13 protein-coding genes are annotated in these 14,339 nt (G+C 59.1%); 10 read left to right on the top strand and 3 right to left on the bottom strand.

Features of this window, described 5'->3' with window-relative positions:
- Positions 1–95: 95 nt before the first annotated feature.
- The 3 genes from R2940_02140 to R2940_02130 all read left to right on the top strand — a co-directional run bounded on the left by R2940_02140 (position 96) and on the right by R2940_02130 (position 2,324).
- The gene (locus R2940_02140; GenBank protein ID MEZ4598571.1) at positions 96–290 is read left to right on the top strand and encodes a hypothetical protein; all 195 of its coding nucleotides are present in this window, start codon (positions 96–98) and stop codon (positions 288–290) included.
- A gap of 236 nt (positions 291–526) precedes the next feature.
- On the top strand, positions 527–1,339 hold the full coding sequence (locus R2940_02135) for a substrate-binding domain-containing protein (GenBank protein MEZ4598570.1): 813 nt from the start codon (positions 527–529) through the stop codon (positions 1,337–1,339).
- A gap of 130 nt (positions 1,340–1,469) precedes the next feature.
- Positions 1,470–2,324 carry a substrate-binding domain-containing protein gene (locus R2940_02130; protein MEZ4598569.1) on the top strand — a complete coding sequence of 285 codons (855 nt, stop codon included), beginning with the start codon at positions 1,470–1,472 and terminating at the stop codon, positions 2,322–2,324.
- 79 nt (positions 2,325–2,403) lie between these two features.
- Here R2940_02130 and R2940_02125 read toward each other — a convergent pair whose 3' ends face one another.
- Positions 2,404–3,177: an ADP-ribosylglycohydrolase family protein gene (locus R2940_02125; GenBank protein ID MEZ4598568.1), complete on the bottom strand. Its 774-nt coding sequence runs from the start codon at positions 3,175–3,177 to the stop codon at positions 2,404–2,406.
- A gap of 305 nt (positions 3,178–3,482) precedes the next feature.
- On the opposite strand from R2940_02125, the gene R2940_02120 reads away from it, so the two are divergent.
- The 5 genes from R2940_02120 (at position 3,483) to pgl (ending at position 8,657) form a co-directional block, all read left to right on the top strand.
- Complete coding sequence (locus tag R2940_02120; GenBank protein ID MEZ4598567.1) at positions 3,483–4,169, top strand: ABC transporter permease; 687 nt, start codon at positions 3,483–3,485, stop codon at positions 4,167–4,169.
- 4 nt (positions 4,170–4,173) lie between these two features.
- Positions 4,174–4,830, top strand: a complete 657-nt coding sequence (locus R2940_02115; GenBank protein MEZ4598566.1) for an ATP-binding cassette domain-containing protein — start codon at positions 4,174–4,176, stop codon at positions 4,828–4,830.
- A 178-nt stretch (positions 4,831–5,008) separates the two neighbouring features.
- Positions 5,009–6,433, top strand: coding sequence for a decarboxylating NADP(+)-dependent phosphogluconate dehydrogenase (gnd, locus tag R2940_02110; protein MEZ4598565.1), 1,425 nt, complete (start codon positions 5,009–5,011; stop codon positions 6,431–6,433).
- A gap of 2 nt (positions 6,434–6,435) precedes the next feature.
- Positions 6,436–7,926, top strand: coding sequence for a glucose-6-phosphate dehydrogenase (zwf, locus tag R2940_02105; protein ID MEZ4598564.1), 1,491 nt, complete (start codon positions 6,436–6,438; stop codon positions 7,924–7,926).
- Positions 7,923–8,657 carry a 6-phosphogluconolactonase gene (pgl, locus tag R2940_02100; protein MEZ4598563.1) on the top strand — a complete coding sequence of 245 codons (735 nt, stop codon included), beginning with the start codon at positions 7,923–7,925 and terminating at the stop codon, positions 8,655–8,657. Before zwf ends, pgl begins: the two co-directional genes overlap by 4 nt.
- A 201-nt stretch (positions 8,658–8,858) precedes the next feature.
- On the opposite strand, the gene R2940_02095 is transcribed toward pgl, so the two are convergent.
- Together R2940_02095 and R2940_02090 are read right to left on the bottom strand one after the other, a co-directional pair.
- A complete protein-coding gene (locus tag R2940_02095; protein ID MEZ4598562.1) occupies positions 8,859–9,710 on the bottom strand; it encodes a PHP domain-containing protein in 852 nt (283 codons plus the stop codon).
- 17 nt (positions 9,711–9,727) lie between these two features.
- Entirely contained in the window at positions 9,728–11,992 is a 2,265-nt protein-coding gene (locus R2940_02090; protein ID MEZ4598561.1) for a Tex family protein, read from the bottom strand.
- Between the two features lie 324 nt (positions 11,993–12,316).
- Here R2940_02090 and R2940_02085 point away from each other — a divergent pair, with 324 nt between their 5' ends.
- Both R2940_02085 and R2940_02080 read left to right on the top strand, forming a co-directional pair.
- Complete coding sequence (locus tag R2940_02085; protein ID MEZ4598560.1) at positions 12,317–13,273, top strand: ABC transporter ATP-binding protein; 957 nt, start codon at positions 12,317–12,319, stop codon at positions 13,271–13,273.
- A complete protein-coding gene (locus R2940_02080) occupies positions 13,273–14,265 on the top strand; it encodes an ATP-binding cassette domain-containing protein (protein ID MEZ4598559.1) in 993 nt (330 codons plus the stop codon). The genes R2940_02085 and R2940_02080 overlap by 1 nt, the downstream gene beginning before the upstream one ends.
- The last annotated feature ends 74 nt before the right edge of the window (positions 14,266–14,339 follow it).

Below are 14,339 nucleotides of genomic sequence, written 5' to 3'. Positions count from 1 at the left end.
CCGGTGGCCTTGCACTACATGGGCGCAGGAGTGATATAATACATTTGTCACTGTTCTACCGCTAATGAGAGCGGTACACCGAAAGGAGAAGAATCATGGCAGGGAAAATTTTCTATCGGGAACGTGAAAAACTGGTGGATGGCTCCAAGCAGCCGCGCTACATCGTGAGCGCCGTGTCGGACGTCAATCTGAAGGTTTATGGACAGCACATGCGCATGTCCGAGCTGAAGCAGATCGCCGAAGCGGTCGGTGCGGAACTTGTGCCGCTGAAACGGGGTCCTAAACATTGACGTTGTCCTGAAATGGAAAGAAAAAGCCCTCGCGATTGCGAGGGCTTTTTTGTTGTTTTCCAATAAATTTAATACTTTGCCATCCCCATTCAATTAATTTTCAATTGACTGCACGTGCCTTTTTTTAATACCATCGCTCGCTATAGAGTCATCTATACAGTATAATTAATTCGTTATTTCACCAAAACTACCCCGGGAACCATCATCACTCAACAGCGTAGAAGGAGGCATAACCAATGAAATCGTTCCTGCGTATTTTCTCCACATCACTGATCCTGCTGGCGTTCCTGAGCACCGGCGCCCTTGCCGAGGAGCGCCTCAAGCTCTCCACCACCACCTCAACGGAAGCTTCGGGGCTGCTGGACCATCTGCTCCCCACCTTTGAAAAGCAGAACAACGTCAAGGTCGACGTCATCTCTGTCGGCACAGGCAAGGCGATCGAGCTTGCCAAATCCGGCGACGTGGACGTCACCCTGGTGCATGCACGCAGCAAGGAAGATGCCTTCGTCGAATCGGGCTACGGTGTCAACCGCCGAGACGTCATGTACAACGACTTTATCATCCTGGGCCCCGCCAATGACCCCGCCGGCGTCAAATCGGCGAAGACCGTCTCTGAAGCCATGCAGAAAATTGCCAAATCCAAATCGACCTTTATCAGCCGTGGCGATGATTCCGGTACCCATACCATGGAAAAATCGCTGTGGAAAAAAGCCGGCGTCGAACCGAAGGGTGACTGGTATGTGGAAGCCGGACAGGGCATGGGCGAGGTCATCGTGATGGCTACCCAGAAGAAAGGCTACACGCTGGCCGACCGCGGCACCTACATCGCTTTTGAGGACAAAACCGATCTGCAGATTGTCAAGGAAGGGGACGAAACCCTTTTCAATCCCTATGGGGTCATTGCCGTCAATCCTGAAAAACACCCCCATGTCAACTACGACAAGGCCATGGCTTTCATTGAATTCCTGACCGGTCCCGAGGGACAGAAGATGATCAACAACTTTACCCTGAACGGCAAGCAGCTGTTCTTCACCTATGACAAGAAATAAAACGGTCAAAAGATAATGGAATTTTTCTTCCCTGCCGGGAATCTTTTCCCGGCAGGGGTTTTTGTTTCCAACCCACACAGCATAAAGAAGGTTTGTCTGGACAACCTTCCTGACTTAACGGGAGACACGCATGAAAAAGTATTTTTCCTTTGCCGCCCTGATCTGCTTTCTGTTTGTCACTGCATTTCCGGTCCTCGCCCAGCCCAAGGCGGAAGCCACTTATGGCCAAGGAACGAACAGCTTCAGCCTCGCCACCGGCAGCCCCGGCGAACTCGGTCTACTGCAGCTGCTGGCTGAAGCCTTTTCGAAGAAAGCCGACTCCAGCATGATCTGGGTCAAAGCCGGTTCGGGAAAATCCCTGGAGCTGCTGAAAAACAGGGAAGTCGACATGATCATGGTGCATGCCCCGACCGCCGAAAAGAAAGCCGTGGCCGAGGGCTGGGCCGTAAAGCGAACCCTGATCGGATCCAATGAGTTTTACATTGTCGGCCCTGCCACCGACCCTGCCGGCATCGCCTCGGCGACCGGCGTGGCCGATGCCTATGCCCGAATCGCCAAAACCCAGTCCAAGTTCTTTTCACGGGGGGACAACTCAGGGACCCACAAAAAGGAGCTGGCGGTCTGGAAGCTGGCCGGTATCGAACCTGAGGGCGACTGGTACGTCGTCACCAAGGACTTCATGATGGCCACTCTGAAAAGGGCGGATCAAGAACAGGGCTACTTCATGACCGACAGCAGCACCTGGATTGCCGCACGCAAAGAACTGGCCGGCCTCAAAGTTCTGTTCAAAGGGGACAAGTTCATCATCAACACCTACCATGCCTTGAGTCAACCGGAAGGCGCCACTCCTGGCGCGGCAACTGCCGCCCAATTCATCGATTTCGTAGCTTCTGACGAAGGACAGCAGATCATCCGTGACTACGGCAAGGACCAGTACGGCGAAGGGTTGTACAACGACGCCGTTTATGCCAGCCAGTTTGAATAGCTCGCTTTCCCGGGGCTGGTAAAACAATACGAAAAGAGAGCGGTGGTTCAGTCCATCGCTCTTTTTTCGTCTGGGATTCTCACCAGCGACCGACGGCCTGCAAGAACATTTTAACCACTGCCGAGAGCCGCTCATCCAGACGATCGATCACCTCATTTCGGATCGAGATCGGCACCTTTCCGAAAAAAGCTTCCGCTATCCCTCCTGTGATACAGGCGATGGTGTCGCTGTCACCGCCAATGGATATGGCGTTGCGGATTGAGTCCTCGAAATCTGCAGCCTCGAAAAAGGCCTGCATAGCCTGTGGCACCGACCCCTGGCAGGTCACATCGAAGGTGTAATAGGGGCGGATGTCTTCAAGCCTCCAATTAAAATCGTAGCCGAATTGGTCGACGATAAAGTCGCGGATATAGTCCTTGCCCCGGCCAGTGCGAGCCAGAAAAATGGCGGCCGCCGTAGCCTGAGCGCCCCTAATCCCCTCGGGATGATTGTGCGTGCAGGCAGCGCTGGCCTCAGCCTCCCCGAGCACCGTCTCGAGATCGTTGAAGAACCAAGCCACCGGACTGGTTCTCATAGCCGCCCCGTTGCCGAAGGAATAATACGGTTCCATGCTTTCGCTGTTGGCCCAGAGATGGAACCGCCCGCCGTATCCGGCATCGGGATAGAGATGATAGTACTCCTTGAGCTTGACTGCAAAGGGCACCCTGGAAAGGAGGCTGTCCGCCAGGGCGACGGTCAATACCGAGTCATCGGTAAACCGACATTCCGGGCTGAACAGGGAAAATCCCTTGGTCTTGATGTTTCGCCATTCAAAGCGGGAACCTATGATGTCCCCGGCGATCGCGCCAAGCATTTTGACCTCCCTTCTCGGTGGCTATATTGCTGTTCACATATCCGGCAATTAACTCTATTTTCTTAAACTTATCAAATTCTAGAAAGTACAAGCTTTTTCGCATTAAGGCCGAATGCCGGTCTTGGGAATTGTGTTATAAAATTAAAGAAAGAACGGTCTTGACATTTTGCGACTCGATTACTTATCCTTGCAAAATTTCTGCAGGATCGTGGGGATTATAGATGCAAAACATTAATTGGGTCCCTTCACAATTTTATTCCTTTTTTGGCGACTTTGAATCATCCGCAGCTTGAGGGAGGTCATCCTTGGATTTTCTGCTTGAATCTCTGCTTACTGCAATCGAGCAGATCTTTGCGCTCAATCCGGATGTCTACAACGCCGCCTGGACATCCATCTACACATCTTCCACGGCCATCATCCTGGCCGCCATCCTGGGCATCCCGGCCGGCATGCTCATCGGCATCGGCCGTTATCCTGGGCGAAGGGCTACAGTTGTCATACTCAATACGATGATGGCGCTGCCTACCGTTGCTGTCGGCTTGGTGATCTTCGGCTTTCTGAGCCGCAGGGGCCCCCTCGGTTTCATGGGAATGCTTTTCACCCCCTATGCCATGATCATCGGCCAGACCATCCTGGCGGCCCCAATCGTAGCCCATTATACACTTGCCGCCTTGAGTTCCGCGGACAATCGCATCATGCCCACTGCCCTGACCCTCGGCGCCAGCCGTTTCCGGGCGTCCATGACGCTGCTCATGGAGATCCGCTTCGCCGCCATGGCGGCCGTAATTGCCGGTTTCGGCCGAATCATCGCAGAGGTCGGCATTGCGATCATGCTGGGGGGGAACATCAAGGGCTATACCCGCACCATGACGACAGCTATAGCCCTGGAAACCGCCAAGGGCGAGTTCGCCTTCGGCCTGGCCCTGGGGATCATCCTGCTGAGCATCGCCCTGCTGGTGAACCTGTTCCTCAATGTTCTGCAACAAAGGTAAACCCGTGAAGCCGATCTATTCCCTGCGCAACTTGCGAAAATCTTACAACGGCCACTTGGTCCTGGATATTGATGAACTGGACCTCCAGCCTAACCGCATCTATTCCCTGGTTGGGCCCAACGGCTGCGGCAAGAGTACCCTGCTGCTGGTTCTGGCCCTGCTGCTCGAACCAAACGAAGGAGAGCTCTTTTTCCAGGAGGAGACAATCACCTGGAGCAAGCGCAACCTAAAGCGCCTTCGCCAGGATATTACCATGGTTCACCAGGCGCCCTATCTCTTTAATCGGTCGGTCCGCGCCAATCTGGCCTACGGCCTCAAGGTCCGCGGAATCCAGGGGCAGGAGCAGCACCGCCGGATTCACGATGCCCTCGATCTGGTCGGCCTGCCCGGTTTCGGCCGGCGCAATGCCCGGGAACTCTCCGGCGGCGAAATGCAGCGAGTCGCCATTGCCCGGGCCCTGGTCCTGGACCCCAAAGTCCTGATCATGGATGAGCCGACCTCCAGCATGGACAAGAAGAGCATTGCTGCTTTCGATGCACTGATTCCGACCCTGAAAGAAAAGGAAATGACCGTTATCCAGGCCACCCATATGGCGGATCAGCCCGAGCGCCTCGGCAGCGATGTCATCTCCATGGAACAGGGAAAAATAGTGCGCAAATAGTCCGTCCCTTTTAAAAGGACAGCAGGGACCACAAGGACGGCAAAAACTTTTTGGCCAACCTTCCGCGCCTTTCCTGACCTAGCTTGAAAACACCCTTCGGCATTTCCCCTTCCCCGTTGAATTTATTGTATAATTCCTGAATCCTTCTGCAAACGATCCCTGCATCGAAAGGAGGCATATGGACAAGGCGGATATCGGCCTGATCGGTCTGGCGGTCATGGGCCAGAACCTGGCACTGAACATTCACGGCCAGGGTTTCAGGATCGCAGTCTATAATCGGACCGGAGCCAGGACCGACGAATTTCTCGCTGGACCGGCGGCGGGCACGACCATCATCGGCTGCCGCTCCTTGAAGGACCTGGTGGCGCGGCTCGAATCTCCCCGGCGCATCCTTCTCATGGTCAAGGCCGGTCCGGCGGTGGACGACCTCATCGAACAGTTGCTCCCCCTGCTGGATCCCGGCGACATTCTCATCGACGGCGGCAATTCCCACTACCAGGACACGGGCAGGCGGGTTGCGGCGCTGGCGGCAAAGGGCTTGCGCTTTCTGGGCCTCGGCATTTCCGGGGGCGAGGAGGGCGCCCGCCACGGTCCATCATTGATGCCCGGCGGGGATCCCTCCGCCTGGTCTGCTGTCCGGAATATTTTCGAGTCTGTCGCCGCCAAAGTCGAAGGCGACCCCTGCTGTCGCTGGATGGGCGAGGAGGGTGCGGGACATTTCGTGAAAATGGTCCACAACGGCATCGAGTACGGCGACATGCAGCTCATCGCAGAGGCCTATCACCTGCTGAGAGACGGGTTGAATCTTCCCGCCGTGGACCAGGCCCTCGTCTTCAAGGAATGGAACAGGGGCCCCCTCGATTCCTATCTGATCGAGATTACCGGAAAAATCCTGGCAGCGGAAGACGAGGACGGTCAGCCTCTGGTGGACAAGATCCTCGATGTGGCCGGGCAGAAGGGAACCGGCAACTGGACTGTTGCCGCCGCATTGGAACTGGGCGTGCCGCTGACGCTGATTGCCGAAGCGGTCTTTGCCAGAGGGCTGTCCTCGCTGCGGGAAGAAAGACGCGAGGCCGCCACCCTGTTCGGCCATGGCAGCAGATCCTTAAGCCAGGACCCAAGGCAGGCATTGCAGGCCGTCGAAGAGGGGCTCTATGCCGCCAAGATCGTCTCCTATGCCCAGGGGTTCATGCTGCTGCAGGCCGCCGCCGAACAGTATGGATGGTCTTTGAACTGCAGGGATGTCGCCCTCACCTGGCGCAACGGCTGCATCATCCGCAGCCGCTTCCTGCGGGACATCGCGGAGGCCTATGCCGCCAATCCCCGACTGAACAACCTGCTGCTGGCCGATTTCTTTACCCGTGCCCTCCTGCTGGGGGAAGGGGGCCTGCGCCAGGCGGTGACGCTGGGCAGCGATCTCGGCATCCCTCTTCCCGCCTTTTCCTCCGCCCTCGCCTTTTTCGACGGCTATCGCTCTCAGCACCTGCCGGCCAACCTGATCCAGGCGCAACGGGACTTTTTCGGCGCCCACACCTATGAGCGGACCGATCGACCGAGGGGGACCTTTTTCCACACCGATTGGACTGTTCAAGAGGAATACTAGAGATGCAACCCTGCACCTTCGTCATTTTCGGCGCCACCGGGGATCTGGCCCGCAGCAAGCTGATCCCTGCCCTCTATCACCTGGACGTTGTTAACCGCCTGCCGGCCGGCACCCGGATTCTCGCCTCCGGCCGTCGGCCATGGGACCGGGAAAAGCTGTTGCAGGAGACCCGGCAGGCGTTGTCCGCCACCGCCCGGGACGGCCTTCAGCCCCAGGTTTTTCATCGCTTCTCCGACCGTCTCGATTACCATCAGGGGGATCTGCGGGATGCAGACGCCTACTCCCGTTTGCGGGAACGGCTCGGCGACAAGACCCTTTTCCCTCCTGACGTCGCTTTCTACATGGCCATCAGTCCGACCGAATACGGCGGCGTGATCGAGCACCTCCACGCGACCGGATTGCTGGATGAAGCGGATGGCTGGCGCCGGGTGGTCATCGAAAAACCCTTCGGCTTCGACAGCCGGTCGGCGGCGCAACTTCAGCAGCATCTGAGCCGTTTCCTGACGGAAAAGCAGTTGTTCCGCATCGACCACTACCTGGGCAAGGCAACCGTCCAGAACATCATCGTCTTCCGTTTCGGCAATGTCCTGATGGAACCCCTCTGGAATCGCAATTTCATCGACCATGTCCAGATCACCCATGCCGAAAGCCGGGGCGTCGGCAGTCGCGCCGGCTTTTACGACGATACCGGCGCGCTGCGTGACATGGTACAGAGTCATCTGCTGCAATTGCTGACCTTCGTCGCCATGGAATCGCCGGTCGCCATGAATGCCCGGGCCCTGCATGACGAAAAACTGAAGGTGCTCCGTTCCATCCGCCCCATCGCCCCCGAGGAGGTGGACCAGGTGGCCGTGCGGGGCCAGTACGGACCGGGCTGGATCGACGGCCAGGCGGTCAGGGGCTACCTCGAAGAGGACCGGGTCGCTCCCGACAGCCGCACGGAGACCTTCGCTGCGCTCAAACTCCATATCGACAACTGGCGCTGGGCGGGAGTGCCGTTCTACCTCCGTACCGGCAAGCGTCTGGCCGACAAGCAGTCGATGGTGGCGATCTGTTTCAAGCATCCTCCGCAGCAGTTCTTTCGCGCCAGCAACATCCAGTGCGAAGATCCCAACTGGCTTTTGATGGGTATTCAGCCCGACGAATGTCTGCGCATGGAGATGACGGTCAAGAAGCCGGGCCTGGAGATGATTACCCGCCGCACCGGGCTGAATGCCAGTTTCCGGCGCGCCGACGAGGTGACCAACGACGCTTATGAGGAACTGCTGCTGGATCTCGTCAAGGGGGACCGGTCGTTGTTTCTGAACTACGACGAGGTGGAAAGCGCCTGGGAGGTGGTGGACCCGGTCCTGCAAAGGTGGGGGGAGCAGAAGGAACCACCGAGCCGGTATGCGGCGGGCTCCTGGGGACCGGAGGAATCCGGGAGGCTGTTCGACAAGCAGTGCTGGTACTGGCGCAATTCGCTCAACCTGGGGCTGGAGGCTTCCGAATGACGGGACCGAAGGATTCAGGCGGAATTGCCGCCCAGAACCTCCGCTGGCATCTTTTCGAAGACGCCTCGGACCTCGCGGCCGATGCCTGCAATCGGATCCTGCTGGCCGCCGCGGAAACCCTTTTGCTGCGGCCGCGATTCCGCATCGCCCTCGCCGGAGGCAGCACCCCTGAGCCGGTCTATTGCCTGCTGTCAGATGCGGTCAGGGACTGGACCGGGTGGGAGATCTACTTGACCGACGAGCGCTGCCTGCCCGCCGACGACCCCGGGCGCAACAGCCTCATGGTGCTCCACGCTTTGGGAGGCAGTGCGTCCCTGCCTCCAAGAAATTTCCATCCGATTCCGGCCGAGCGGGGAGCCCGGGAGGGGGCCCGGCTCTATGCTTCCCTGATCGAAGAGATCCTCCCCTTCGATCTGGTCCTGCTCGGTCTGGGCGAGGACGGCCACACCGCCAGCCTGTTCCCCGGTCACCATCACCCGCCCGGTGAACTCGTTCACCCCGTCTTCGCCGCCCCCAAGCCTCCCCCGGAGAGGGTTTCCCTCGGAGCCGCAACCCTCAGTCTGTCCCGCGCAGTTCTGGTGCTGGCCTGCGGGGAGCAAAAACGTGAGGCGGTGGCAGCCTGGCGCCGGGGGAAGGACCTGCCCATCCGCCACATCCTGCCGCCCTGCCCCATCGACGTGCTGCTCGACCGGTACGCCGCCGGTCCGGACGATGTGATTCCCAAAACCTAAATCTGACTGGTCATCCACCTTTCCCGGTTAAGTCTTCATCAAAACCAAAAGCTCTCACCACAGAGCACACAGAGAGGACAGAGAAGTTCTCAAAACTTAAGGATTTTTCTCTCTGGCCTCTCTCTGTGGTCTCTGTGTCCTCTAGTGAGCGAAGCGAACGTGTGGTTAATAGATTTGGTTTTCCAACAGTCATTTTTCTTTTCAGGAAAATTGCGCCGCCTTGCGCCGGATTTCCTCCACGCACCAGTAAGGGATGCGCAGGTTGCCGCGGATGCCTCCGATCACCAGTTCTCCCCCCTCCGTACCGTGAAAATCCGACCCTCCCGTCACCGCCAGGTCCCGCCGCCGGGCCTGGCTGATGTACCAGTCGATGTCGTCGTTGGTCGACCGGTTGTTGTAGGCTTCGATGCCGTCCAGCCCCAGGGCTGCGAAACGGTCGAACAGCTTCTGCAGTTTCTTGCGGTCGTTGGTGATGTAGGGGGGATGCGCCAGGGAGGTCATCCCTCCGGCCTGGTGGATGAGGTCGATCGCTTCCTGGATCGGGAAAAAACGCTTCGGCATATTGCAGGGCACCAGGTAGCGCTGAAAGGCCTCCTCCATATTGCCGACATGGCCCTTGGCGATCAGAGCCATGCCGATATGGGGCCGGCCGAGGGTGCCTTCCGCCCGGCGCCGGATCTCTTCAAAATCCAGGAGCTCCCGTCCTTCCTGCCGCAGCCGTTCGTTGATCCGCTGCACGATCCGTTCGTTTCGGCTTTCCCGATAATCCTGAAACTCCCGCAGCGCTTCCCTGAGCGCCGGCGCCCGATGATCGAAGCAGTAGCCCAGCAGGTGGATGTCTTCGTAATCCTCCCATATCACCGACAACTCCACGGCCGGCAGCACGTCCACCTGCCGCATTCGGCCCGCTGTCATGGCTTCCTCCGTACCGTCGATATTGTCGTGATCGGCAATGGCGACGGCTTCCAGTCCGGCCGCCGCAGCCAGCTCGATCAGTCGAGCCGGAGTATGGACACCGTCGGAAAAAGTGCTGTGCAGATGCAGATCGACCATTTTTTACAGACCTCCAACTATTTTTTTATCCGGAATCCGGCCCGCTCCCAGGCGGCTTTATCGTCGACGGCAGGGGATTTGACGGGCTGGGTTACTTTCTTTTTCCGTTCCTCCCCTTCGGGCATGGCTTCCTTGATCGAAAGGGCGATGCGCTTGCGCGTCACGTCAACGGACAGGACTTTGACCTTCACCAGATCGCCGACCCGCACCACCTCGGCCGGATCCTTGACGAACCGCCGGGACAGATGGCTGACGTGGACCAGACCGTCCTGATGCACGCCGATATCGACAAAGGCGCCGAAGGCGGTAACGTTGGTGACGGTGCCGGACAGGATCATCCCCTCTTTCAGGTCGGCGATCTCCTGCACGTCATCCCGGAACGCCGCCGTTTCGAACTGCCGGCGAGGGTCGCGCCCGGGCTTTTTCAGTTCCTCGAGGATATCGCGCAAAGTCGGCAGGCCGACCTGATCGGTGACATAGCGGGCAGGATCGATCCGTTTGACATGACCGGGGTCGGCGGCCAGCTCCAGCAGGGAAACGCCGAGATCGGCCGCCATCTTTCCCACCAAAGGATAATTTTCCGGGTGAACGGCCGTGTTGTCCAGGGGCTGATCCCCTCCGCGAATGCGTAGAAATCCCGCCGCCTGCTCGAAGGTCCTGGCCCCGAGCCGGGGGACGTCGAGCAGGGCCTGGCGGCTGGGAAACGCCCCCTTCTGTTCCCGATGGCGCACGATGGTTTTGGCCAGGTTTTCGCCTATCCCCGAAACATAGCTGAGCAGGGCCCAGGAGGCGGTATTGAGATCGACGCCGACAAAGTTGACGCAACTTTCGACGGTCTGGTCGAGGGTCTTTTTCAGCTGGGTCTGATTGACGTCGTGCTGGTACTGGCCGACGCCGATACTCTTGGGGTCGATCTTGACCAGCTCGGCGAGGGGATCCTGCAGCCGCCGGGCGATGGAGATGGCCCCGCGCACCGTGAGATCCAGCTCCGGGAACTCCTCCCGGGCGATGTCGGAAGCCGAATAGACGCTGGCGCCGGCCTCGTTGACCAGTACCACCGGCAGCTTCAGGCCGGCCTCGGCAAAGGTCTCCCTCACGAAGCGCTCCATATCGCGCCCGGCGGTGCCGTTGCCCACCGCCACCATCTCGCAGCCGTGGCTCTGCACCAGCCTCAGCAACTCCCCCCGGGCAGGCTCCACCCGCCCCTTGCCGGCATGGGGGTAGATGGTGGCATGTTCCAGAAAAGGCCCTGTGTCATTGACCACTGCCAGCTTGGACCCGGTGCGCAGACCCGGGTCGATGCCGAGCACCCGCAGGCTCCCGGCAGGGGGCATCAGCAGCAGGTTCTTGAGGTTGTCGGCAAAGACCGCGATGGCCGCCTCCTCGGCCAGCTTCCGGGTCTCCAGGCGCAACTCCACTTCGATGGAAGGGGCGATAAGGCGCCGGTAGGCATCCTCGGCGATCTTCTCCAGCAGAGGCTTGAAAAGACTCTCCCCTTTGACCAGGCGCTTGCGCAATAGGGGCAGGATCTCCTCTTCCGGCGCCTGAATGGAAAGCCTCAGGACCTCCTCCTTTTCCCCGCGGCGCATGGCCAGCATGCGATGGGAGGGGATGCCCCGCAGCGGTTCCTGGTAATCGTAGTACATTTCGAACTTGCTGATCTTGCCCGCATGGTCGGTAGACACCCGGGAGCAGAAGAGGCCTTTTTCCCAGGTCAGACGGCGCACCATGGCCCGCACGTCGGCATCCTCGCTGAGCCGTTCGGCCAGGATATCCCCCGCCCCCTGCAGAGCTGCGGCGGTATCCGGCACGTCTTTTTCAGGGTCAACGAAGGGTTCCGCGGCCGTTTCCGGGTTCACCCCCGGCGGCTGCTCGGCCATCAGGGCTGCCAGGGGTTCCAGTCCCCGCTCCCGGGCCATGGTGGCGCGGGTGCGCCGTTTCGGCTTGTAGGGCAGGTACAGGTCTTCCAGCTCGGTTTTCTGGAGCACCGACTCGATGCGGCTGCGCAGCTCCGGAGTCAGTTTCCCCTGTTCCTCGATGGAATTCAGGACCGTGACCTTGCGCTCCTCCAATTCCCGGTAATAGTTGAAACGTTCCTCCAGGTTGCGGATCTGCACCTCGTCGAGCTCTCCGGTGCGTTCCTTCCGGTAGCGGGCGATGAAGGGGACGGTGGCCCCCTCCCCCAACAGAGCGACGGTATTGTCCACCTGCATGCGACTCAGGCCGGTCTCCGAGACCAGACAGGCGAGCACGCGCAGTAATTGTTCCTGATTGAGAGTCATGCGTTATTCCTTGGTTCAATATTTGGATTTATCCACCAGACAAGTTTCAAGATTGAAACCCTAAAGCCTCTCACCACAGAGCACACAGAGAACACAGAGAAAAACATAGATTTATGATTGAATGGTAAATATATCGGGCTGGCTTTTGCCGTTCTCTGTGCCCCTCTGTGTGCTCTGTGGTGAATGTTTTTGATTTTTTGCTCAAGAAGCCGGCATTCTAGCATGAGGGGGAATCCTTGGGAAGGCTTGCGGTTCCGCCCGGTTCTTGACCAGCCAGGGAAATCCGGGTAGATTGTTTTCGCCATTCCAACTCGAGGCCAATATATGCCGCCACTGCTCGATGTCCGCAATCTGATGACCTATTTTTTCACCGAGGCCGGCCTTGTCAAGGCGGTTCGCGGAATCGAATTCATCATCGAGGAGGGGGAAACCCTGGCTCTGGTGGGAGAATCGGGGTGCGGCAAATCGATGACGGCCCTGTCCCTGCTGCGACTCGTCCCTCCGCCCGGAAAAATCGTGGAAGGGCAGATTCTTTTTCGCGGGGAAGACCTGCGGCGGTTGCCGCCGACGGAAATGCGACGGGTCCGCGGCAACCGCATTTCCATGATCTTCCAGGAGCCGATGACCGCCCTCAACCCGGTTTTGCGCATCGGCGAACAGATTGCGGAGGTCCTGCAGCTGCACCGGGCCTATACCCAGCGGCAGGCTCTGGATGCGGCCGGGGAACTGCTCGGGCAGGTTGGCATTTCCGATCCATCCCGGCGACTGCGGGAATACCCCCATCAGCTTTCCGGCGGAATGCGGCAGAGGATCGTCATCGCCATGGCCCTGGCCTGCGATCCCCAGCTGCTGATCGCCGACGAGCCGACCACAGCTTTGGACGTCACCATCCAGGCCCAGATTCTTGACCTGCTGCGTCAGCTGAAGGAGCAGCGTAACATGGCCACCCTGCTGATCACTCATGATCTTGGAGTGGTGGCGGAAACGGCCGACAAGGTGGCCATCATGAATGCCGGGCTGATCATGGAATATGCCGACGTCCAGACCATATTCAGCCAGGCCGCCCACCCCTACACCCAGGGACTGCTCAACTGCATTCCTCGGCTGGGGCAGAAACAGCGTCGCCTGGCGGTCATCAACGGCAGCGCCGACAAAAGGGAATTCGCCAGGGAGGAAACCTTTCTCGACCGGTGCGCCGAGCCCTTCGCCACCTACAAAGGCAAACTTCCCCCCTTGCGGGAAATTTCAGCGGGACATTTCGTCCGCTGCTGGAGCCTGTGATGGATCTGCTGCTATCCGTTCAAAATCTGCGCAAGTTTTTTGTGCTGCCCAGCAAGGCTCCGGGAGGCAAAACCCAGGTCCTGAGAGCGGTAGACGATGTCTCTTTTCATCTGCGCCCGGGGGAAACCCTTGGCCTGGTCGGCGAATCGGGCTGCGGCAAGTCGACCACAGGAAAATGTCTTCTGCGCCTTCTGGAGCCGGACAGCGGGGAAGTCGTATTTCGCGGACAGAATATCCTGAAGCTGCCGCCAAGGGCGATGCGACCTCTGCGACGGGACATGCAGATGATCTTTCAGGATCCCTACGCCTCCCTCAACCCGCGCATGCGTGTCATTGAAATCGTCGGTGAGCCGCTGAAAGTCCATGGGCTGGCCAAGGGGCGCGCCTTGCAGCAGGAGGTGGCCCGACTGCTCGATACGGTCGGTTTGAGGCCGGAACATCTCTATCGCTATCCCCATGAATTTTCCGGCGGCCAGCGTCAGCGCATCGGTATAGCACGGGCCCTGGCGGTCAGGCCGAGTCTGGTGGTCGCCGACGAACCGGTCTCCGCTCTGGACCTTTCGGTCCAGGCGCAGGTCATTAATCTGCTGCAGGACGTTCAACAGCAATTCGAGCTCACCTACCTGTTCATCGCCCATGACCTGTCCGTCGTGGAGCATATCAGCGACCGGGTAGCGGTCATGTATCTCGGGTCTATCGTCGAACTGGCCTCTGCGAGCGAACTCTACCGTCGTCCCCGGCACCCCTACGGGGAAGCGCTGCTGAATGCCGTGCCGATCCCCGATCCCGCCATCCCCCGGCAGCGCAAGCTGCTCAAGGGGGAAATCCCTTCCCCCATCAACCCGCCCCAGGGCTGCCGTTTCCATCCCCGCTGCCCCTATGCCCGGGAAATCTGCAGCCACGAAAGCCCGGCCCTGCTGGACAAGGGGGGCGGACACCTGGCCGCCTGTCACTTCAGCGAGGAAGTGGGCCGCTTCCGGTCCCGCCTCTGATCCTCCAAACCGCAACGGAAATCCGGCTGGCAAAATCCTCCGGGTTTGTTTAAAATGGCGAATTGGAAAACCAT

The sequence above is a fragment of the Syntrophotaleaceae bacterium genome, assembly GCA_041390365.1.
Classification (GTDB): Bacteria; Desulfobacterota; Desulfuromonadia; order Desulfuromonadales; family Syntrophotaleaceae; genus JAWKQB01.
The sequence above is the reverse complement of the archived record's forward strand: the minus strand, read 5'-3'. Positions and strand labels throughout refer to the sequence as shown.